The organism is Peribacillus sp. NPDC097198 (assembly GCF_044762055.1).
In the GTDB taxonomy this organism is placed as follows: Bacteria; Bacillota; Bacilli; order Bacillales; family DSM-1321; genus Peribacillus.
This window is the reverse complement of record NZ_JBIWDO010000003.1, coordinates 325,111-347,339: the sequence shown is the minus strand read 5'-3', so window position 1 is coordinate 347,339 and position 22,229 is coordinate 325,111. Positions and strand designations below refer to the sequence as shown.

Sequence of the window (22,229 nt, the reverse complement as noted above, 5' to 3'; positions counted from 1 at the left end):
TGTCTACGTGATTTTACCTTTTTCTTTTAGATATCCGCTAATAAAATGCCTTTTTATTGAATAAACTGTTTTCTTCTTTTCCCTTATTCGATAAAACGAAAACTTCTAAAACATAAAAAAACAGAGCCTTTTAAGCTCTGCTTTTATGTCGCTTATAAACCCCGTAATAAATAATGGCAACCATATTTTACACTTCTTACTCGGTTTTGCGCCCTGCTTCCAGATAAATTCAACTCTTCAAAGCGGGTGTCTCCATCCCGTAAGGAAATACCAATGAATACAGTACCCACTGGTTTCCCTTCTTGTTCATCAGGTCCTGCTACTCCAGTAAAACTGATACCTACATCCGCATCAAGCTTCTCCCGTACCTTAGAGGCCATTTCCATGGCACACTCTCCGCTCACGACGCCATGAGTTGAAATGGTTCCTTCGCTTACGCCTAGCACATCCGCCTTTGCATCGTTTGTATAGCTGACAATACCGCCTTTGAACACTTTTCCAGCACCTGGTATGGTCGTTAACTGTTCTTGAAACATTCCACCGGTCAAACTTTCCGCCGCCGCGATCGTTAGCTTACGGACCGTTAATTCTTTAACCAGTTCTTTTATCAGCGATGTTTTATCACTTCCATAATAATATTGACCGACCCGACTAAGGATTTCCTTCTCCGCTCCCAAAATAAGCTCTTCACACTTTTCTTTAGACGATTCTTTTGCTGTAATCCTTAAAGTCACTTCCCCTTCAGCTGCAAGTGGGGCAATGGTTGGATTGGTTTGGTCTACGAGAAGATCTTCTATCACCGTTTCCAGCTCCGCTTCCCCTATTCCGTAGAAACGAAGAACCTTCGAATCAATTCGTTCATGCTTTTCAAGCCTTTTCATGATTGCTTCATATCCGTAGTTTAAGAACATTGGTTCCATTTCGCTTGGTGGACCAGGAAGCAGCATATATGTGATTCCCGATTTAGCCAAGACCATTCCGGGTGCCATGCCATGGTCGTTTGGCAATACATCACAGCCTTCCAAAACAAGAGCCTGCTTCTTATTATTTTCTGTCATTGGACGACCGCGCTTTTGAAAGTACGCTTCTATGGATTGTAGTGCATCCTCATCAAAGACGAGCTTTTTCCCAATGTGGCGAGAAATTGTCTCCTTCGTTAAATCATCCTTCGTTGGACCAAGGCCACCAGTAAAGACAATTAAGTTAGCCCGTGACTCAGCAATCTCTATGGCTTGTTGCAGACGACGGTCATTATCTCCGACGACAGTATGGTAAAAAACATTAACACCCATTTCAGCAAACTGTTGCGATAAAAACCTTCCGTTTGTATTGTTAATTTGCCCCAATAGAAGTTCAGAGCCTACTGCAATGATTTCTGCATCCATATCAACGACCCCTTCGTTACTTAGAATTAATGAAAGCTTGCTTGTTTTTCACAAAATAATCGGCCCCAGACCATATTGTAAAGATTAACGCAATCCATAGAGCGATATTGGCAAATGGAAGCGAAATAAAAGCAAAGGGCAGGTTATGAAGCAATAAAGCAGATATTGAGACAATTTGTGCCCATGTTTTAATTTTACCCAATTGGTTGGCCGCGACCACTTCACCCGTACCGGCTAAAACCAGGCGTAAACCAGTAACGGCAAATTCCCGACTGATAATGACGATGGCAATCCAGGACTGGCCATACATTAAATTTAAGTCAACTAAAACAATCAATGCTGCCGAAACAAGTAATTTATCGGCCAACGGGTCTAAAAACTTCCCTAAATCAGTAACCAAATTATATTTTCTTGCAAAATGACCATCAATCCAATCCGTAGTAGAAGCTATGATGAAAAGTATAGCCCCCGCTAGATGCGCCACCGGCAATGTATACTCTCCCCAAGTAAGTGTTCCCCAAGAAAAAGGTACGAGCATGATGATTAAAAAAACTGGAATTAGACAGATTCTTGCTACTGTAATCTTATTAGGCAGATTCAAACTTTTAACCTCCAAAATATACGCTTGCTTTTAGGCAATGCGCTTTCCATCATTGTAATGTGGCCAATGGCCAGGTTTACCTATGTATAATTTACCTCAAAATCATTGATGTATGCCGGTTTAACATGGACATTTTCCATATAGAAAAGAGAAAAATAGTCATCTAAGAGATGACTATTCCGCTTTCGTAAATTGTATCGTAACCAATTGCGTAGTCATATCATTGGGTGAAATAGTATACTCAAGCTTTTCATCATTGACAAAAATTTCCGTTTCGTTTGCTCTACCAATATTAATGACAGCTTCTTTTTCTTCAGTAAAATCTATTTCCTCACTTTCATTTTCCTTGATTGTCCCTTGGAAAAGTAATTTCCCTTCACCATTTGTAATACCTACCCATGGCGAACCTTTAGAGGAAACTTTCAATTTGAAAGTATCCGAACCTTTTAACTCATACGTACTATTTTTACCGCTAGAACTGACAACAGTCAAATCCTGCTCAATCTTTTCTTCTTCTTTTTCTTCTTCTACAGCATTGTCTTTATCCTTTTTATCAGCTGTATCTGTTTCTTTTTTCTGGTCTTTATCTACTTTTTCTTCTTTTTCGTTAAACTCATTACTTTCGTTATATCCAACCACTTCATTCGGTTTATCGCTCTTTTTATCATTGTCATTGGACTTACTCATACTATTGGAAACCAACACCCAAATCAATATAGCGACACCAATTACCACGATCACACCTAGGATTTTAGGCAACATCTCTACAAATTTGGAGTCTTTTGCCGGAATCGTCTTACGGGTTTGAACCCTTGAAAGCTGTTCAGGCAGTTCCTCGCTATAGACAGATGGCACGTCGCTCTTGAACTCCTCGAATATTTCATCAGGGTCCAGACCTACAGCTTCACAATATTGCTTGATGAATGCCCGCACATAAAACTTTCCAGGCATCATACTATAATTTCCCTCTTCAATCCCTACAAGATACCGCTTTTGAATCTTTGTCAGTTCCTGTAAATCATCAAGGGTAAGCCCTTTGGCTTCCCTAGTTTCTTTTAATCGATTACCTAATTCAGTCAAATAAAACACCTGCCATTTTAAAAGTCAAAGGATCCAAATTTCGAACCAGAAAACTGATCTTTTTGGTCCACAACTTCATATGTAATTTCTTCTTCTGGATTGTTTCTTAGTTCAATAATATAATCAAAGTCTTCGAGCGTATACTCCGTATTTTGAACAAACACATCTGGATGTTCAATGACTTTGACAGCATCAAGCCTCATTATTTCACGGATAAGCTGCCAATGTCTCTCATTGGCGCGACGGGTTGATACAATTCCGTCTAGAATAAACAAATTATCATTATTGTACTCATCCTCGATAAGTTGACTGCGAATCGTCTGCTTTAGAAGGGTAGATGACACAAACAACCATCTTTTATTCGCACAAACGCTTGATGCAACTATCGATTCGGTCTTTCCGACTCGGGGCATTCCTCGAATACCGATTAACTTGTGACCTTCTTGTTTGAATAGTTCGGCCATAAAGTCCACCAGTAAGCCCAATTCATCACGAACAAATCTGAATGTGTTTTTTTCATCGGCATCACGTTGTATATAACGGCCATGCCTGACCGCAAGCCGATCGCGTAATTTGGGTTCTCTAAGTTTAATGACCTTTATCGTATCCATCGTATGGAGAATGGACTCAAATCTCTCTATATTTCGGCTGTCGTTTGCCCTTAAAAGCAAACCTCGCCTGCCTTGGTCGACACCGTTAATAGTGATGATATTAATGGATAGCATACCCAGCAAAGATGATATGTCCCCTAATAAACCTGGACGGTTAACTTGAATTTCATATTCAAAATACCATTCTTTTTTCTCCACGATAACACTCCTTAAGCCTAGAAGCTTTTATCCAACCATCGAGTATTACTTATCCGTCATACTATTTCATCTTCTTTACTTTTAAATTATTACTGTCTAGATTCTATAATATAGTATTTCTTGATAAGTTAAAAGGAAAAACCCTATAAAAAATCTCCATTTTCATTGAAGGATAGCGGAATATTTTATATAACCAAGATAAAGGCCCCATTACAAGGGTAACGGGGCCTTTATCTTCACATATTTACTTTGTTCCGTTGTTCTCGACTAACTTGACCATTACATTTGCCATTGCTTGTTTTTCCTCATCGCTCGCAACGGACCAAAGATCAGCTAGCACTTTTTCTTGGTCGTTTTGGGGCTCAACCTGCTTAGCTAAGTAATCACCGATTTCGAAAGCCAAGCTATTTACTGTCTCATCATTCAACCCTTGGCGTTCACCCTCATTAAGACGATCTCCCAAGAAATTTTTCCATTGATCCCAATTGTCTAATACAGACATGTGTGGTCACCCTTTCCTTCAAAATAGTACAAGTATATTTTGTGAAGGAAACGATGAAATTATGCATCTTAAAAAATTTTATTCAAGTATACCAACCGCCATTTACACCAAGGATTTGCCCGGTTATATAAGAAGCCTTATCTGAAAGTAAATAGGAAACGGCTTCCGCCACTTCCTTGGCACTCCCCATCCTGCCCATTGGGATGTCGCCTTTAATGATTTCCAAATCCTCCGCACTAAAAGATTCCAGCATGGAAGTTGAAATCGCGCCAGGGGCGACGGCGTTTACACGAAGTCCATTTAATGATACTTCTTTGCTTAATGCCTTGATAAAGGCATTTTGCCCTCCCTTGACCATCGAATAAAGCACTTCACATGAAGCACCCGTCTGACCCCAGATGGATGTAACTGCGACGATGGTCGCCTTTTCTTGATACATTAATTTAGGCAACAATTCCTTGGTTAATTGAAAAGGGCTGGTCACATGTAGCTGAACCATTTCATTGACAATCTGCTCAGTCATGTCTGATATGAGTCCATAATAACTATTCCCGCTATTAAGGACGATGGCATGAAGAGCAAATATATTTTCCACCAATTTTTTGTAACCATCCCCGGTAGACAAATCTGCCTGAATCGGGATGAGTTCGACCTGAAATGGACGAAGTTGTTCAATTAGATCATGAATGGCTTCCTCATTGCTATTGTAATGTAAATAAAGTGAATAATTTTCTTCCGCAAGTTTTAAAGCAATTTCCCTGCCGATTCCTCCGCTAGCTCCCGTTATACGGGCAAAACGCTTTTCCACTTTCATGCCCCCTCTATATGTTATTTAGGAAGTACCTCACAGACCGTCATCCGCTCAACGGAGATTAGATCCTTGGCAATCTGTTCGATGTCTTCCATTTTAAGTTTTTCCAAAACTGCTACCACATCGAATAATTTCATCTCATTGAATGCATACCGCGTAAATTGGTTGGCAATATATTCGGGTGAATTCAGTGAGCGAAGGAAAGAACCAATTTTTTTCTTAATTGTTCTTTGCAAACTTTCTTCACTTAAACCAGTACCTTTTTTAGAATTCTCCAGGATTTCCAACAAAGACTTTGTTAATTTTTCAGGATTGGCCGTGTCTCCACCAATTAAAGCGAAACCAAACCCTTGTTCCTGGGTATAATCATACGAGAAGCTTTGATCAATCAATCCCTCCTCATACAGGCCTTCATGAAGGGATGAACTTTTCCCGAACAGCATTTCTAAGTATATATTCGTTGCCAGTTCCCGCTTCAAAAGTTGTTCGCCTGTTTGAAAAACATCGGTGGCCTTGATTCCAATCATCACTTTCGGTGTTTGAACATTCATTTTTAAAATATCCTTATCCTTAGCTACTGTATCGGGCTCCTTTTCGAATCTCCGTTCGATTTCCGGTTGTTCCCGGTAGTCTTTACCGTTTTGATTATCCCGTATCTGCTTCATCGTTTTCTCCACATCCACTGGTCCTACAACGAATAATAGCATGTTGCTTGGATGATAGAACGTATTGTAACAATCATAAAGCATGTCTTTCGTAATATCTGCGATTGATTCGACTGTGCCTGCGATGTCGATCTTCACAGGATGGTGATGGTACATGTTCGCAATCGTACCAAAATATAAACGCCAATCAGGGTTGTCATCATACATATTAATTTCTTGTCCTATAATGCCTTTTTCCTTCTCGACGGTCTTCTCGGAGAAATAAGGTTCTTGGACGAAGTCTATTAATGTGGTTAAGTTCCTTTCAAAATCCGATGTGCTCGAAAAAAGATAAGCCGTCCTTGTAAACGATGTGAAGGCATTGGCGGACGCACCCTGCTTAGAGAATTGTTGAAACACGTCTCCGTCTTCTTTTTCAAATAATTTATGCTCTAAGAAATGGGCAATTCCATCCGGTACTTTTGTAAATCCTTCTTGGTTCAATGGTTTGAAATGGCTGTCAACTGAACCGTACTTTGTCGTAAACGTGGCGAATGATTTGTTAAACTCTTTTTTTGGAAGAATATATACCTCTAATCCATTCTCCATTTTTTCATGATAGAGCTCTTCTTTTAATTGGGCGAATTCAATTTTTTCCATTATTCTTGCACCTCCGTTCCAGATAGGAAGTAAATTGTATCTAGCTCAATCTTTTGGCCAACTTTGATAATATCTTCCTTGGTTGTCTGTTCCGTTTTTTCAAACCATTCATCAAGTGAGATATCTTTCCCCGATAGAACATTATGATAGAGGATTTCGACTAATCCCCTTGATACATCAATGGTTTCTAGAAGTTGATTTTTAATGACAGCTTTCGTTTGCTCCAATTCTTCTTCCGAAAAATTCCCTTGCTTCATTTCCTTCATTTGTTCATGAATGATATCTATCGCCTGCTTATAGTTAGCATTTTCGATGCCAGCCATCACCATTAGAAGTCCCTTATGACTTTCAAGTCTTGAGGCAGCATAATAAGCCAGGCTTGCTTTTTCCCTGACATTGATGAAAAGTTTTGAATGTGAAAAACCGCCAAAAATCCCATTAAACAGCTGGAGGGCATAATAGTCGGGATCTCCATATGAAATATGCGTCCGATACCCCATATTCAACTTCCCTTGTTTCACATCAGCATTCTCAATGATTTCTTGTTCTTTCTCAACTTTTCCCCCTATATTTCTTTGAAGTCGGGCCGGAACCCGTTCCGGAAGGGAAATATATCGGTCAGCCAGCTTCTCCACTTCTGACTCATCAATATCACCAATGACATACAGATCGATATCATCCTGAGCCAGCATTTTTTCATAAAAAGCATAAAGTGATTGTGGAGTAATGGTCTCCAGGTCTTCTAAATTGCCACTGGCCTCCAAAGCATATGGCTCATTTTTACACATTTCCTCGACAAGACGAGTAGCGGAGTATCTCATTTTATCATCATAGATTGACTGAATACGTTGCCTTAATGACCTGATTTCATTGGTAACAGTCTTGGCATCAAAAGCCTCTCCATTTGTTTTGGGATGAAAGATCACTTCAGAAAGCAACGCAAAAGCTTTTTCCAGAAGGGGGGTCGGGTCGCTTAAGAACTTTTCGTTGACGATATCAATGGTAAAGCTCACGACTTGATATTCCCCTTTTTTTGCCACATCGACGTAAAAGCCCGCTCCATATAGATCATCCAAATAAGACCGAAGCTCGGGCGTAGTTGGGAATTTACTTGTACTGCTTTGAAGCACATATGGCAATAAAGCACGGTATGTAACGGAATCTTTAGTCAGTGGAGCTTTCATTTTCAACACGAGCGTGTTTGTTTTATATTTATCCGTATGGACAATATGCAGCTTATATCCGCTTTTTTCTGTAACTGTGTCGGATGCAATAGACATGGATTAATCCTCCTCGATATGGAATGCATTCTTAATTAAGTTATTGTTTGTAGATACGTAATCTTTTAAACATCTCCTTAAAATATACATGTCAAAGGAAAATTCATGCAAGTTGGAGGTACTTTTTTTGTAAAAGTTCCAACTTAACTATCTTTACTCTGTCCCTGACATGAAAAAAACGGTCAGCATTATAATAGCTGACCGTCAAACTTTTATCTATTTCCTTTGATATACGGCTGACCAGATGCCTTAGGTGCATCTGCGCGACCGATGAATCCAGTTAATGCGATAATTGTTAGAACATAAGGCGCAATTAATAGATAGACAGATGGAATGTCTTTAAAGAATGGTAGGCTTGATCCCACAATACTCAAGCTTTGAGCCAGTCCAAAGAATAAGGCGGCTCCCATAGCCCCGATTGGGTGCCACTTACCAAATATCATGGCCGCAATAGCCATGAACCCTTGACCATTGATGGTCGCATGGTTGAATTCATTAGAAAAGATGGTCGCATATATTGCTCCGCCGATTCCCCCAAAAGCACCTGAAAGAAGAACGCCTGCATACCGAATTTTCGTAACGTTGACACCCATCGTATCAGCGGCCATCGGGTGCTCCCCTACAGCCCGGATTCGTAAGCCGAACGGCGTTTTATAAAGGATATACCATACGACAAATGAAATTAAAATAGCGATATAGACGATATAATATCCATTCGAGAAGAGGATTGGACCGATGAATGGGATATCGCTTAGTAATGGGACATCAATCCTCGGGAATGTTTCCGTAATACGATCTGTTTGTCCTTTATCATAAATCAGCTTGACTAAAAACATCGTGAGCCCGACTGCCAATAAGTTGATGGCGACCCCACTAACCGTTTGGTCCGCCCTGAATGTGATCGACGCAACGGCATGGAGAACCGAAAATAACAATCCGGCAACCATAGCGGCTAAAACTGCCAGCCACGGAGTCCAAGCGCCAAATGTTTCGGCAAAGGTTAAGTTAAATACAATCCCGGTGAAAGCACCAATGACCATTAATCCTTCTAACCCAATATTGATGACGCCAGCCCGTTCAGAAAATACTCCGCCGAGTGCCGTGAATATAAGCGGAGCAGCTAGAGCGATCATTGATGGTACAATAATTTGTAAAACTTGATAAAAGTCCACTTATTTCACCCCTTTCTTAAAACGATTGGCAATCCAACGAATAAAGTAACTGGATGCTACGAAGAAGATGATCAATGCAATGACAATGTCTACAATTTCACTAGGTATGCCTGTTTCAAGTGGCATGTTCAATGCCCCGGCTTTTAGTCCACCGAATAATAAGGCTGCCAACACAACACCGATGGCCGTATTCGCTCCGAGTAACGCGACTGCGATACCATCAAATCCCATACCTGTGAATCCGCCTTTTACGGCAGCATATCCGAATGTACCCAATCCTTCCATCGCTCCAGCAAGACCAGCGAATGCACCTGAAATGACCATGGATAGGATAATGTTCTTATTGACGCTCATCCCTGCGTACTCAGATGCATGCTGATTAAATCCAACCGCTTTCAATTCAAAACCGGTTTTGGTTTTTTCTAAAATGAACCACATGATGATCACACATATGATGGCTACGACAATTCCCCAGTGCATCCGGGAATAATCGGTCATGCTTTCAAAGAAAGGTGAACGAAGAGAAGCAGAATCAGCAATTCTCTCTGTTTTATCCAGCTTGTCCGTCAATACGTTCCGGATTAAATAGTTCGTTACATATAAGGCCGTATAATTTAGCATGATAGAAACGATTACTTCGTGTACACGAAATTTCGCTTTTAAATACCCCGGGATAAAGGCCCACAGAGCTCCTGCAACGGCCCCTGCTAAAATCGCTAAAGGTAAATGAATGACCCCAGGAAGTTCAAAAGCAATTCCTACCCATACTGCAGCCAGCCAGCCTACGATTAATTGTCCTTCAACACCGATATTGAATAGACCCGTACGAAAAGCAAAAGCGACCGCCAAACCGGTAAGGATATAAGGGATGATCGTCCTGACTGATTCTCCCACATAATAAGAATCCCCAACAATGCCGCCAAGCATGGAACCATATCCTGCAATTGGATCGTATCCACTGACCAACATGATGATAGCCCCTACAATTAAACCGAGGATGACGGCAATCACCGGGTTTAGTAATTTGGATAAATATTTAGATACAAACTTCATGATTTTGTCTTTAGTCATGTTGTTTCTCACCTGCTCCCGTCCGTTTACTGCCAGCCATAAGAAGCCCAAGTTCCTGTTCTGTCGTTTCTTTAGGATTGACAATGGCCACGATTTCTCCCTCGTATATAACAGCAATTCTATCGCTCACATTCATGATTTCATCCAGTTCGAATGAGATGAGAAGTACCGCCTTGCCCGCATCACGTTGTTCAATCAAACGTCTATGAATAAATTCAATCGCTCCAACATCGAGTCCTCGAGTGGGCTGTGCGGCAATCAATAAATCCGGGTTTCTATCAACTTCCCGGCCGATGATTGCTTTCTGCTGGTTTCCTCCCGATAGAGCCCTTGCAGGTGTATACTCACTTGGTGTACGAACATCATAAGATTTAATTAAAGAACGGGCTTTTTCGAATATTTTTCTTGAATTCAAGATTCCACCTTTGGAAAATGGCTGTTGATAATACGTTTGCAGGACAATGTTTTCCCCAATGCTATAATCGAGGACCAAGCCATGCTTATGACGGTCTTCCGGGATATGTCCTACCCCTGATTCCGTAATTTTCCGTGGTTTTAGATTCCGGATTTCCTTGCCATTCAATTGAATGCTACCAGCTGTCGTTTTCCTTAAACCGGCCAAAGCCTCAATGAGTTCGGATTGACCATTGCCATCCACTCCTGCGATACCGACGATTTCTCCAGCACGGACGGTTAAATCCAGGTTCCTTACGGCTGAAACTCCCCTGGCATCCTTCACTTCAAGTCCTTTTACATCTAAAACGACATCCGTTGGGGTACCTTCCGTTTTTTCCGTTTTAAATAGGACTTCCCGGCCAACCATTAAACTAGCTAGTTCATTGGGGTTTGTTTCACTGACAGTAACCGTCCCAATTCCTTGTCCTTTACGGATGACTGTCACACGATCACAAACTTCCATGATTTCCTTAAGTTTGTGGGTGATCAAAATGATAGATTTCCCTTCTCTAACGAGCGCCTTCATAATCGTTATCAGCTCTTTAATCTCTTGAGGGGTCAATACGGCCGTAGGTTCATCGAATATGAGAATCTCTGCCCCACGGTAGAGTGTTTTCAAAATTTCGACACGTTGTTGCATCCCTATCGAAATGTCGGCAATTTTCGCATGAGGGTCAACACGAAGCTGGTATTGTTCCGATAGTTTCCGAACTTCTTCACTCGCCTCTTTTAAATCAATTTTCCCAGCCTTTGAAGGTTCTTTTCCCAAAATGATATTTTCAGTGACAGTAAAAGGATCAACAAGCATAAAATGCTGATGCACCATCCCGATTCCTAAATCATTTGCAATATTTGGACTTGTGATTTTATGGGGCTCTCCATTCACTCGAATTTCCCCTTGTTCTGGTTGGTAAAGTCCAAACAGAACATTCATCAATGTCGATTTTCCGGCACCATTTTCACCCAATAATGCGTGAATCTCCCCTTTTTTCACTTGAAGGGTTACATTATCATTAGCGACGATTCCAGGAAACTCCTTTCGGATGTTCAGCATCTCAATTACATAATCCACGTATAATCAACCCCTAAATGAGTGTATATGAAACTTAACTAGAAGATTGGCTTATCCCTACCTTATTAGAAAAAACCAAATGAGAAACTATGAATCTTTCATAGTCTTTCATTCATTTTTTTCCACCAGCGTTTTTGGGGAAAAGAAGGAATAGGAAAATGTTCCCTACTCCCTCTCGATCTTTCTGATTATAATTCTTCTTGGAATTTTTTGAATTCATCATCCGTGCCAGGAACCACTAAATCACCTGACTTGATTTTCGCAGTCCATTCTTCTACTGCTTTTAAAGATTCTTCAGAAACATTGTCTTTCGATTCTGAAATGCCTACACCATTCTCTTCGATACCATATTCAATGGTTTCTCCACCAGGGAATTTTCCATCCTTCGCTTTTGTAGAAAGGTCTTTAACCGCAATATCAACGCGTTTGATCATGGATGTTAATGTAACATTTTCATCTGTTCCTGGAACATCTCCCAGTTTAACTTGATCACTATCCACACCAATTACATAAATTTCTCTCTTAGGATCTTTTTGTTTTTGTTCCACTGCTTCAGTGAATACACCTTTACCCGTACCGCCAGCAGCATGATAAATGATATCTGCTCCTGAAGAGTACATAGACCCAGCAGTAGATTTACCGATATCAGCCTTATTGAAATCACCGGCATACTTGACTTCTACTTTTGCTTTCGGGTTTACTGCCAATACACCAGCTTTGAATCCGATTTCGAATTTTTTGATTAATTCGGATTCAACTCCGCCGATAAAACCGACTTTGTTCGTTTTCGTTTGAAGTCCAGCTATAACCCCAACCAAGAAGGAACCTTGCTGTTCTTTGAAATTAATACTTGCAACATTCGGTTTATCCACAACAGTATCGACGATAGCAAAATGTGAATCAGGACGTTGGTCAGCTACTTCTTCAACTGACTCTGCTAATAAGAAACCAATGGCATAAATCAAACTGTAATCTTCACGGACAAGCGTATTCAAGTTCTTTGCATAGTCAGCATCCGATTTCGATTGCAGGTAATTGTATCCATCCTTACCTTTTTTTAAGTTATTTTCTTTCCCGAAGTCCTGAATTCCTACCCAAGCGGATTGGTTGAAAGACTCATCATCAACTCCACCCGTATCGGTCACCATCGCTACTGTGAAATTATCTTTCTTGTCTTTCCCAGTAGAAGATTCTTTATCATCGTCCTCTGAATTACCACAAGCCCCCAATAATGTACCAGCAGCAAGAACAAGCGAAAGAGCTAAACCCAATTTGCGCTTTTTCATTTTTTTTCCTCCTAAGATTGATGGTTTGAGCAGGAATGTTCTGAAAAGTCATTCATGTTTGCGTTTTCAATGGTCCACAAAAAAACTAAACGGTTAACGGTGTGCCATAGTGGAAACAAACGTTTGCATTCATCCTTATGTAAGGGACTATGCCTACACCCGTTTCCGAAGGACATGAAAACTGAACATATTGGCTTTAAAGTAGTTAACAGAATACAAGATAGGCTGGTCCCAGTCATCCAGATGCATCTGCTTTAGAACGAGCAAGGCAGCTTCAGGCGTACATTTAAGGATAGGAGAAACCTTCTCATGGTATCCGATAGGCTCTATTTCAGCTACGGCATGGGTGATTTTCCTATCAGCGTCCCTTTCCAATATATCAAAAAGAGACTCATCATTACGGTCGAAATTCACCGAGAGAATAGATTCAGGAATTTTATCGATACAGTAGATGACAGGCTCACCATTCGCTGTTCTTACACGTTCAATAATCACGATGCGTTCATCCGGTGTACATGAAAACCTGCGGATATCCTCTTCTGTTGGTTCTTGAGTCGTCGAACTTAAGAAAAACGTCCCCGGCTTCATCCCTGCCTCCTCAATCATATCCGTGACACTTTTTAGTTGCTCGATACCTGAAGTGAACCGTGGCTTAGGATTGACAAAGGTTCCGACTCCATGGCGGCGAATGATGATATTTTCTTCTTCTAAAATTCGCAGTGCTTCACGAAGCGTCGCTCTACTCACTCCTAGCTTTTTTGCAAGATCGAATTCAGAAGGGAATTTTTCATTTTCCTTGTAAACTCCTGATTCAATATCTTGCTTCAGGTAATCAATGACCTGCAAATATAAATGTCGACTATCTGATTTAATAGACATACAGTTTCCCCCAGCTTGTTTCTTAAGACATCAGACATCTGATGTTGAATCATTCCTACTAATCGAAAATAATATAACATTTTTTCAACTATAAATAAATAGAGTTTTACTAATTAACTGAAAAGAATTTAGTAGAATATACCCCCCTATTTTCTTCCACGTAGTAAAAACGTTGCAAATCTTACGATTATTTGCCCTAATCCAACTATTGGTCATGGGTAAAATTCTTATTGCGAAAATGACACTGCTTTCTTTCCAAGAATCCGTTTTGCTGTATAATAGAACTTATCTTCTTTGAAGGGATGATCGAATTATGTTAAACATTACAGAATATACCGTAGAAAAATTGACCGACCCATTCGGAATCTTATCCGGAGACCGCTTTGAATACTTTTTAGATATTGAAGTTCCGGAAGAGGACGAACTCTTTTCAGAGAACGGTTTATATATCCGGGTTTTATTTGTTGTCGAAGAACAGAATGGCAGACTTGTTAAATATGACATTCTAGAAAAAGGCAGCGATCAACTGTTTGATTTCGAGTTAGAAGATGAAGAAGTAGCCATGATTACTGCCTTCTGCCTAGAGCATCTAGACGAAGCGACAGTAAATTAAAAAATACCGGGCAGCTGCCCGGTATTTTTTTATACCTAAGATAAATGTGCTTCATCATGATCATCTTTGGAAATTAACACATTACGTGGTTTACTTCCTTCATATGGACCGACGATTCCCCTTGCTTCCATTTCATCGATTAACCTTGCAGCCCGCGTATAGCCAATCCTGAAACGGCGCTGAAGCATCGAGACAGAAGCTGTCTGCATTTCGGTAATTAAAGCCACCGCTTCCCCATATAAACTATCTTCGACTTCACCGCTTGACGTCTCCGGTATCTCATCCGGAATCATTTCTTCGTTGTACTGAGCTTTCTGTTGGGAAATGACGAAAGTGACCACTTCTTCAACTTCATGATCGGATAAGAAAGCCCCTTGGACGCGAATTGGTTTTGAAGATCCAACAGGTAAAAATAGCATATCTCCACGGCCTAGCAGTTTCTCCGCACCTCCCATATCGAGTATGGTTCTTGAATCCGTTGAGGAGGAGACACTAAAAGCGATCCTGGATGGGATGTTGGCCTTGATGACACCCGTAATAACATCTACAGAGGGTCGCTGAGTGGCTATGATTAAGTGGATGCCCGCTGCCCTTGCCATCTGTGCAAGACGTGTGATAGCATCCTCCACGTCATTTGAAGCCACCATCATCAAATCAGCCAGTTCATCGACTATCACTACTATATAAGGTAACAACGGTTGTTTGGAATCTTCCTCACTGTTAAAACGGTTTACGTAATCGTTATAGCCTTCTATATTACGCGTACCCGTATGTGAAAAGAGCTCGTAGCGTCGTTCCATTTCACTGACCACTTTTTGCAAAGCTTGGGCCGCTTTTTTCGGATTAGTCACGACTGGTGCCAGTAAATGTGGAATCCCGTTATAGACATTGAGTTCCACCATTTTCGGATCAATCATCATCATCTTCACTTCATGAGGTTTTGCCCGCATCAAGATACTTGTGATAATGCCGTTGATACAGACGGATTTACCACTTCCTGTAGCCCCCGCTACCAGTAAATGGGGCATTTTATTTAGTTCGGCCTTAACCGCTTCACCGGAAATATTTCGGCCTAGACCAATTTGCAGCTTGGCATCCGGCTTGTCCACTTCTTTTGCATCCAATACTTCTCTAAGGGAAACCATTGCCACCTCGGAATTCGGTACCTCAATCCCAATCGCCGATTTACCTGGAATCGGTGCTTCCATCCGGATATCTTTAGCTGCAAGTGCCAGTGCAAGGTCATCGGAAAGGCTCACTATTTTGCTGACTTTCACCCCTACATCCGGGTGCACTTCATATTTAGTGACAGCCGGTCCCAAATAAACTTGAGTGACTCTTGCTTTGACCCCAAAGCTCTGAAAAGTGCGTTCAAGCTTTGCCGCATTTTCATGAATTAATTGATACTCTCCACTTTGATCCGTTTTTTTCGGTTGCGATAACAAGGAAAGTGGCGGTAGAGCATATTCTTTATTTTCTACTTCCGTAAAATCGATGGCGGGAACAGGATCGTCATGTTCTTCTTCAACTTCAGCCGAAGGTAGCGTTTCAGCAGACGGTTGTTCATCCTTTTCATCATCACCGTATGCTTTATCTGCAAAGCTTGAAATAATACGCTCTGTCGCCACTTGTTGTGTCTCTTCTACCTGCTGTATGGCATGAACCTCTTCTTCCACTGGTTCTTTTTCACGTTTTTTCTTTTTGACCGGATCTTTTTTCTTCTGTTTCTTATCGTTATTCCAGGTTTTCATATCATCACTAAACGCGGTCCATTGCCTTTTAACAAAGCTACCAAGGGCGAAGGCAAATTTACCAAGAGTATCGCCTAGTGTTTTCCCAGTCAGTAATACAATCCCAATGATTATTAGGACGATGGATACGATTTTTGAACCCGCTTCATCGAACAAGAAATAAGAAGCAGCGAATAAAACAGCACCAACCATCCCACCGCCAAGATCCTTTGTGCTAGCATTTCCGGTCACTTCCATCCAGAACAATTCCCAAGTATTCGAAATGACACTTGGCTTTGCGAAAGGACCACCTTCGGCCAATAAATTAAAGAGGGTGACATGACTAAGCAGTAGCATACTCGCAACAATGAAATACAAACCAATTAACTGCCGTTTCAGCAAATATGGAACTTCTCTTTTAATCATCAAATAAAAGCCCGCCGTTATTGCCCCTAATAAAAAGAGGATATACCACTCTCCCATAAAGAAACGGACTAAAAGGACGGTACCATTTCCCACTGCCCCTAGTTTTGCAATGGCAATGACGGCCAGACTTATTATGATTAGGCCAATCAATTCATATTTAAGCGTAATCTTTAATTTTTCTGTACTTTTCTTTTTCCTTTTTTTCTTCTTCACCATAAAATCACCTGATTCTTCTTGAAACTTCTTTACATTCATATGGTACAACTCAATAGGAAACAAACGTTCGCTCAACGATTATATCAAAAAAATATCATGTTGTCCCTTGATCGTGTCTTATCTAACATGAAAAAACAAACCAATGAATAAAGCAGCCAAAGGGCTGCTAATTTTTTCATTAGTATATCATAATTTCTCTCCGTTGGTCCTTTTTTCTAATTTCTCAACGGTTCGAATACATTGACGACTTCACCAGGCTGTACATTGGTCTTCATGTAATCCTCAGGATTCGTACTCACGATCCGATCAATGCGAAACGAACTTCCTCCTTCATGTTCCACCATAACATGAACCCCATTCACCTTCATTTCAATCATTTGTGCAATTTTCTCATGGGGATGAGGGAAGATGATTTCTTCTGGAACAATCGTATAAAGTGTCATTGCAGTAGCCCCTCTTCTCCTTTATTTGTACTTCTTTCCTCCATGAATTCATTCAGTTTCCTCATCGCCTGCCCTACTCCTCCGACACCATCAATCATTCCAACATCGACCGCTTCCACCCCGATTACATTCGTGCCTATATCCCTCGTTAAATTTCCTTTAGCGAACATTAGATCTTTAAAACTGTCTTCGGTAACATTGGAATGCCGTGTGACAAACTTTATGACCCGTTCCTGCATTTTATCTAAGTATTCAAATGTTTGCGGTACTCCAATGACCATACCTGTCAACCTAATAGGATGGATCGTCATGGTCGCCGTCTCTGCTATAAAGGAATAATCACAAGATACGGCAATCGGCACCCCAATGGAATGTCCGCCTCCTAAAACGATGGAGACGGACGGCTTAGACAAGGAAGCTAACATCTCGGCAATGGCTAGTCCCGCTTCCACGTCTCCTCCGACGGTATTTAAAATGACAAGTAACCCCTCAATATTAGGATTTTGTTCAATCGCAACAATTTGAGGAATAACATGCTCATACTTTGTCGTTTTATTTTGTGGAGGAAGTTGCATGTGACCTTCAATTTGACCAATGATCGTCAAACAATGGATTTTTGAGTCTTTCGATAATTGTGGGACACTTGTTGTTCCCAACTGCTGAATCTTCTCAATTAAAGTTGAATTTTTACCTTCCTGTCGTCCTTCATTTTCATTTGGTAATGGTGTATCCACTTATGGCAACCCCTTTCTCAAAAGCCTATGCCCTTATTATGTCTCGAGTCTTAAACTTCATTCTTCCAGTCAGATAGCCTGCATGAGAAAAAGCCTTGCCCCTTTTAAAAATCGAAATCGAAAGGAATACAAAAAGGCAGAAACGTTGTATGAACGTTGCCGCCTTTTGCATTTTCGCTTATTTTACTTGAAAAAGGGGGTATGAAAATCCCTTTTTTATTAATATTCCATGATGATGGGTAATATCATCGGACGACGCTTTGTTTTTTCATAGAAGAATTGGTTTAGCGCATCACGCATTTCCTGTTTCAGCGTGGACCAATCGAAAGGCTGACGAGAACCGTTTTTCTTCACTATCTCATTGACAATGGCTGTTGCTTCCGTCATCATTTTTTCTGATTCACGTACATATACGAATCCACGGGAGATGATTTCCGGACCTGCAGCAATGCTCTTATCTTGTCGATTCAACGTGACCACAACAATCAATATACCATCTTGTGATAACAGACGGCGATCACGGAGTACGATATTCCCGACATCACCAACACCACTGCCATCAATTAAAATATTTCCAGCAGTTACCTTGCCTGAAAGGGCAATCTTATCACCATTCATTTCAATGACGTCACCTTTTTCAGCAATCATAATGTTTTCCGGCTTGATTCCGGCAGAGATACCTACTTTTTGGTGAGAATAAAGGTGACGGTATTCCCCATGTACCGGTATGAAAAACTTAGGGTTCATCAGGTTGATCATCATTTTCAATTCTTCCTGACTACCATGGCCCGTAACATGGACCTTATATTTATTAGAAGAAACGACTTCCGCACCCACCCGGTAAAGTAAGTCGACGGTTTTTGATAGAATGAGTTCTCCACCCTGTAGTGGGGACGCACTGATCAAGACCGTATCCCCTTTCTTAATCGTAACTTGCTTATGAGTCTGCTTCGCCATTTTTTGAAGTGCCGCTATCGGCTCCCCCTGATGACCCGTTGATAGCACCACAATTTCACGGTCTTCGTATTGGCTGATTTCACTGACCGGAATGATTAAATCTTCTTCCACTTTTAAGTAACCTAGATTTAAGGCTGTTTCATATACCCGCTTCAGACTTTTTCCAACAACGGCCACTTTCCTCTTATTCGCTGCAGCCGCGTTGAAAACATGCTGAATTCGATTTACGTTCGAAGCAAAGCAGGCAACGATAATTCTTCCGGATGTGGACCGGAAAGCTTCGGTAATATCCTTGGCCACTACCGCTTCGGATGGTGTATAGCCTGGTTTCTCCGCTCCTGTGCTATCAGATAGAAGACATAGGACCCCTTCTTCTCCTATGCTTGCCATTTTGCCTATTTCCGGTTTATACAGTTCGGTCGCAGCTTGATCAAACTTGAAATCACCGGTGTAGACGATGGCCCCTTCACGAGTATGGATGACCACTCCCACAGAATCAGGGATACTATGGTTCGTACGGAAAAAGGAAACAGCAGCCTCTGGGAAACTCAAAAGGGAATCAGAGTCAATCTCAGTAAAAATTGCCCGGCCATTAAAGCCATCTTCCTTCAACTTAGTCTTAATCAGCGCTAGTGTTAACTTTGTCCCATAAACAGGAACAGGTAAATACTTCAATACATAAGCTAGGGCTCCCATATGATCTTCATGACCATGCGTTATAAAAATCCCCTGAATCCGTTCTTTGTTATCCATCAAATAAGAAATATCAGGTATAACAGCATCGATGCCAAGCATTTCTTCTTCCGGCAACATCAAACCTGCATCCAAAAGATAAAGGTCATCGTTCACCTCAACTACATACATATTTTTACCAAGTTCCCCTTGTCCCCCAAGAGAAATCACTTTAATTCCATTATTTTTATCTTTACCCAATCGAATATCCTCCTTAAAAAATAGCCGTTCATAAGTTCCAATGATTTCATTATAACTCAAGTTCAAAAAACATGACAACACATACCATTTTTAGAAAGATTTTTTCCTCTACTTGGCCATGCGTATATGTATAGGTCCCACTTCTCAATTTTTGTCTTTTTTAAAGAAAAGACTATTAGAAGTATAAGCCTTTATCCTATAACTGGAAAGAAAATAATACGGGAATCCCAAAACTAATCATTCTCTATGTAAAAACAAGCCAATCATTAAACGATCAGCTTGTTTGGTGATTATTTTTATTTATTTAAGACGGATATGAGCGTTAAGCGCTCTTTTTCAGTCAATGGTACAATTGGTAACCTGACTGAGCCTACATCTATGCCACGAATTTGAAGAGCCGTTTTGACAGGCGCAGGGCTTGGTGCTGCAAATAAGCCTTTTATGAGCGGGAGTAGCTCCTGATGAAGTCTCGCCGCTTCCGTTAAGTTCCCAGTGACGAAAGCTTCAACAATTTGCTGCATTTCATTCCCGGCTACATGGGAAGCAACCGATACGACCCCAACCCCACCGATTGCTAGTACAGGAAGGGTTAAAGCATCATCGCCACTATATAAAGCGAAATCTTCATCCGTTTCGGCAATGATTTGGGTCATGGCGTTTAAATCGCCGCTCGCCTCTTTCACAGCCACGATATTCGGTATTTCCGCAAGGCGAATAATGGTCTCCGGTTCAATATTGACCGAAGCACGTCCCGGAATGTTATAAACCATGACCGGCAATGTCGTACTTTCGGCAATCGCTTTAAAATGTTGGTATAGGCCTTCTTGATTCGTTTTACTATAATAAGGAGCTACCAACATGATTGCGTCGGCGCCATTCTTTTCTGCTTTTTTAGTCAGCTCAATGGAAGCATATGTGTTATTGCTCCCAGTTCCCATGATGATTGGCACCCGTTTTTCTACAACCTTGGTGACATGGCGAAGCAAGGCTATCTTCTCTTCCGAGGATAATGTCGGCGATTCCCCTGTTGTACCCGCAAGTACAAGCGAATCCGTTCCGTTCGATAATAAGTAATTGACTAATTTAGTTGTTTTTTGAAAATCAACGTTTCCCTTGCTATCGAAAGGGGTGACCATTGCGGTTGATACTCTACCAAATATCATTATTTAACACCTCTTTAATTTTTAAAACCTCTATATAGATTATAGATTATTCTGCTTCTATTTCATGTAAATGGAATGCATCATGAAGTGAATTTACAGCCTTGATTAAATCTTCTTCCTTCACTAGAACCCAAATAGTCGTATGGCTATCCGCGGATTGTAGAATCGAGATTTCATTTTCCGATAATGCTGTGACAATTTTTGATGCAACCCCAGGTACTCCATTGATGCCTGCGCCCACGACTGATACCTTCGCACAATTCCGCTCAACGAGAGGCTCATGTCCCATTCCTGTAAGAATGGAAAGTGCAAGTTCGGTCATCTCTTCCGTGACCGTATACACGACACCATGCGGAGAAATATTGATAAAGTCTACGGAAATAGATGCATTTGCCATCGCTTTAAACACTTCTGCCTGTAAATTATATTGTCCTTTTTTTGCATTCACCTTAATTTGGGTAATTTTCGAAACATGAGCGATTCCTGTAACGAGTCTTTCCCTGATATCACTACCTTGGCTTCCTTTATTGACGCTGGTAACCAGGGTTCCCAACCCTTCACTGTATGTCGAACGGATCCGGATTGGTACTTTCGACTGCATAGCAATTTCGACCGCACGGGGATGGATGACTTTAGCGCCTTGATATGCCATATTGCATACCTCAGTATAAGAAACGATCGATAATGGGCGGGCATGCTCCGCAATCCGTGGATCAGCGGTCATGATACCTTCGACATCCGTGAAAATATCAACGCGGTCAGCCTGTAAAGCCGCTCCCAATGCAGCAGCCGAAGTGTCACTTCCACCTCGTCCAATAGTTGTCATGTCCCCATTTTTAGCGGCCCCTTGGAAGCCTGCGACCACGACGACATCCTTCAATTCAAGTTCTTTCAGAAGACGGTCACATTTCATTTCAATGATTTTCGCACTCGAAAATTCATAATTCGTCTGGAACCCTGCTTGAGCACCTGTGTATGCAGTAGCCTCGATTCCATGTTCCAATAACATATTCGTAAATACGACAGAAGAGATCGTTTCCCCTACCGACATTAGTAAATCCTGTTCCCGCTTGGAGAGGCGGGCGTTGGAACCATTCACTAAAGAAAGTAACGTATCCGTCGCATATGGATCGCCCTTCCTACCCATGGCAGAAACAACGACCACCACTTTGTAGCCTTCTTTAATTGCCCTTTCGATATGATTCTTGGCATGGGCCCGGCTCTCTTCGTCCCGGACTGATGTCCCACCGAATTTCTGGACGATTATTTTCACTATTCTCACCCCAAATATAAGCCAGCTCCCCCG

General features: G+C 41.3%; 20 protein-coding genes. 1 reads left to right on the top strand and 19 read right to left on the bottom strand.

Annotated elements, in window-relative coordinates:
* Positions 1–152 precede the first annotated feature (152 nt).
* The 13 genes from ACIQXQ_RS07150 to ACIQXQ_RS07090 all read right to left on the bottom strand — a co-directional run bounded on the left by ACIQXQ_RS07150 (position 153) and on the right by ACIQXQ_RS07090 (position 13,708).
* Positions 153–1,385 carry a competence/damage-inducible protein A gene (locus ACIQXQ_RS07150; RefSeq protein WP_402956359.1) on the bottom strand — a complete coding sequence of 411 codons (1,233 nt, stop codon included), beginning with the start codon at positions 1,383–1,385 and terminating at the stop codon, positions 153–155.
* Between the two features lie 16 nt (positions 1,386–1,401).
* On the bottom strand, positions 1,402–1,986 hold the full coding sequence (pgsA, locus tag ACIQXQ_RS07145) for a CDP-diacylglycerol--glycerol-3-phosphate 3-phosphatidyltransferase (RefSeq protein ID WP_402956357.1): 585 nt from the start codon (positions 1,984–1,986) through the stop codon (positions 1,402–1,404).
* Positions 1,987–2,160: 174 nt separating this feature from the next.
* Complete coding sequence (locus ACIQXQ_RS07140; RefSeq protein WP_402868455.1) at positions 2,161–3,075, bottom strand: helix-turn-helix domain-containing protein; 915 nt, start codon at positions 3,073–3,075, stop codon at positions 2,161–2,163.
* Between the two features lie 8 nt (positions 3,076–3,083).
* Positions 3,084–3,875, bottom strand: a complete 792-nt coding sequence (locus ACIQXQ_RS07135) for a DUF3388 domain-containing protein (RefSeq protein WP_402956355.1) — start codon at positions 3,873–3,875, stop codon at positions 3,084–3,086.
* Between the two features lie 244 nt (positions 3,876–4,119).
* Complete coding sequence (locus tag ACIQXQ_RS07130; RefSeq protein ID WP_402868451.1) at positions 4,120–4,377, bottom strand: DUF3243 domain-containing protein; 258 nt, start codon at positions 4,375–4,377, stop codon at positions 4,120–4,122.
* Between the two features lie 82 nt (positions 4,378–4,459).
* Positions 4,460–5,191 carry an elongation factor P 5-aminopentanone reductase gene (ymfI, locus tag ACIQXQ_RS07125; RefSeq protein WP_402956352.1) on the bottom strand — a complete coding sequence of 244 codons (732 nt, stop codon included), beginning with the start codon at positions 5,189–5,191 and terminating at the stop codon, positions 4,460–4,462.
* Between the two features lie 14 nt (positions 5,192–5,205).
* Positions 5,206–6,492, bottom strand: coding sequence for an EF-P 5-aminopentanol modification-associated protein YfmH (yfmH, locus tag ACIQXQ_RS07120; RefSeq protein ID WP_402956349.1), 1,287 nt, complete (start codon positions 6,490–6,492; stop codon positions 5,206–5,208).
* Entirely contained in the window at positions 6,492–7,772 is a 1,281-nt protein-coding gene (gene yfmF, locus ACIQXQ_RS07115) for an EF-P 5-aminopentanol modification-associated protein YfmF (protein ID WP_402868445.1), read from the bottom strand. The genes yfmH and yfmF overlap by 1 nt, the downstream gene beginning before the upstream one ends.
* A gap of 212 nt (positions 7,773–7,984) precedes the next feature.
* Entirely contained in the window at positions 7,985–8,944 is a 960-nt protein-coding gene (locus ACIQXQ_RS07110) for an ABC transporter permease (RefSeq protein WP_402868443.1), read from the bottom strand.
* A complete protein-coding gene (locus ACIQXQ_RS07105) occupies positions 8,945–10,015 on the bottom strand; it encodes an ABC transporter permease (protein ID WP_402868441.1) in 1,071 nt (356 codons plus the stop codon).
* A complete protein-coding gene (locus ACIQXQ_RS07100; RefSeq protein ID WP_402868439.1) occupies positions 10,008–11,543 on the bottom strand; it encodes an ABC transporter ATP-binding protein in 1,536 nt (511 codons plus the stop codon). Before ACIQXQ_RS07100 ends, ACIQXQ_RS07105 begins: the two co-directional genes overlap by 8 nt.
* Before the next feature lie 188 nt (positions 11,544–11,731).
* A complete protein-coding gene (locus ACIQXQ_RS07095) occupies positions 11,732–12,829 on the bottom strand; it encodes a BMP family lipoprotein (RefSeq protein ID WP_402868437.1) in 1,098 nt (365 codons plus the stop codon).
* Between the two features lie 153 nt (positions 12,830–12,982).
* Positions 12,983–13,708, bottom strand: coding sequence for a GntR family transcriptional regulator (locus ACIQXQ_RS07090; protein ID WP_402868435.1), 726 nt, complete (start codon positions 13,706–13,708; stop codon positions 12,983–12,985).
* Positions 13,709–14,021: 313 nt separating this feature from the next.
* On the opposite strand from ACIQXQ_RS07090, the gene ACIQXQ_RS07085 reads away from it, so the two are divergent.
* Positions 14,022–14,321, top strand: a complete 300-nt coding sequence (locus ACIQXQ_RS07085) for a DUF6509 family protein (protein ID WP_402868433.1) — start codon at positions 14,022–14,024, stop codon at positions 14,319–14,321.
* 35 nt (positions 14,322–14,356) lie between these two features.
* Here the strand turns inward: ACIQXQ_RS07085 and ACIQXQ_RS07080 are convergent, their stop codons facing one another.
* From ACIQXQ_RS07080 to dapG, 6 genes are all read right to left on the bottom strand, one after another.
* A complete protein-coding gene (locus tag ACIQXQ_RS07080) occupies positions 14,357–16,690 on the bottom strand; it encodes a DNA translocase FtsK (protein ID WP_483878326.1) in 2,334 nt (777 codons plus the stop codon).
* A gap of 218 nt (positions 16,691–16,908) precedes the next feature.
* The gene (locus ACIQXQ_RS07075) at positions 16,909–17,136 is read right to left on the bottom strand and encodes a YlzJ-like family protein (RefSeq protein WP_402868431.1); all 228 of its coding nucleotides are present in this window, start codon (positions 17,134–17,136) and stop codon (positions 16,909–16,911) included.
* Positions 17,133–17,870 carry a ClpP family protease gene (locus ACIQXQ_RS07070; protein WP_402868430.1) on the bottom strand — a complete coding sequence of 246 codons (738 nt, stop codon included), beginning with the start codon at positions 17,868–17,870 and terminating at the stop codon, positions 17,133–17,135. The genes ACIQXQ_RS07075 and ACIQXQ_RS07070 overlap by 4 nt, the downstream gene beginning before the upstream one ends.
* Positions 17,871–18,089: 219 nt before the next feature.
* Positions 18,090–19,760 (bottom strand): ribonuclease J, encoded by a 1,671-nt coding sequence (locus tag ACIQXQ_RS07065; protein ID WP_402868428.1) that lies wholly within the window; start codon positions 19,758–19,760, stop codon positions 18,090–18,092.
* A 296-nt stretch (positions 19,761–20,056) separates the two neighbouring features.
* Positions 20,057–20,926, bottom strand: coding sequence for a 4-hydroxy-tetrahydrodipicolinate synthase (gene dapA, locus ACIQXQ_RS07060; RefSeq protein WP_402956501.1), 870 nt, complete (start codon positions 20,924–20,926; stop codon positions 20,057–20,059).
* A gap of 43 nt (positions 20,927–20,969) precedes the next feature.
* On the bottom strand, positions 20,970–22,196 hold the full coding sequence (gene dapG, locus ACIQXQ_RS07055; RefSeq protein ID WP_402956347.1) for an aspartate kinase: 1,227 nt from the start codon (positions 22,194–22,196) through the stop codon (positions 20,970–20,972).
* Between the last annotated feature and the right edge of the window lie 33 nt (positions 22,197–22,229).

Excerpts from the sequence above, each read along its gene's own strand:
- ACIQXQ_RS07150 (WP_402956359.1), bottom strand. The coding sequence starts at position 1,385 with ATGGATGCAGAAATCATTGCAGTAGGCTCTGAACTTCTATTGGGGCAA.
- ACIQXQ_RS07130 (WP_402868451.1), bottom strand. The coding sequence starts at position 4,377 with ATGTCTGTATTAGACAATTGGGATCAATGGAAAAATTTCTTGGGAGAT.
- ymfI (WP_402956352.1), bottom strand. The coding sequence starts at position 5,191 with ATGAAAGTGGAAAAGCGTTTTGCCCGTATAACGGGAGCTAGCGGAGGA.
- yfmH (WP_402956349.1), bottom strand. The coding sequence starts at position 6,492 with ATGGAAAAAATTGAATTCGCCCAATTAAAAGAAGAGCTCTATCATGAA.
- yfmF (WP_402868445.1), bottom strand. The coding sequence starts at position 7,772 with ATGTCTATTGCATCCGACACAGTTACAGAAAAAAGCGGATATAAGCTG.
- ACIQXQ_RS07105 (WP_402868441.1), bottom strand. The coding sequence starts at position 10,015 with ATGACTAAAGACAAAATCATGAAGTTTGTATCTAAATATTTATCCAAA.
- ACIQXQ_RS07095 (WP_402868437.1), bottom strand. The coding sequence starts at position 12,829 with ATGAAAAAGCGCAAATTGGGTTTAGCTCTTTCGCTTGTTCTTGCTGCT.
- ACIQXQ_RS07090 (WP_402868435.1), bottom strand. The coding sequence starts at position 13,708 with ATGTCTATTAAATCAGATAGTCGACATTTATATTTGCAGGTCATTGAT.
- ACIQXQ_RS07085 (WP_402868433.1), top strand. The coding sequence starts at position 14,022 with ATGTTAAACATTACAGAATATACCGTAGAAAAATTGACCGACCCATTC.
- ACIQXQ_RS07075 (WP_402868431.1), bottom strand. The coding sequence starts at position 17,136 with ATGACACTTTATACGATTGTTCCAGAAGAAATCATCTTCCCTCATCCC.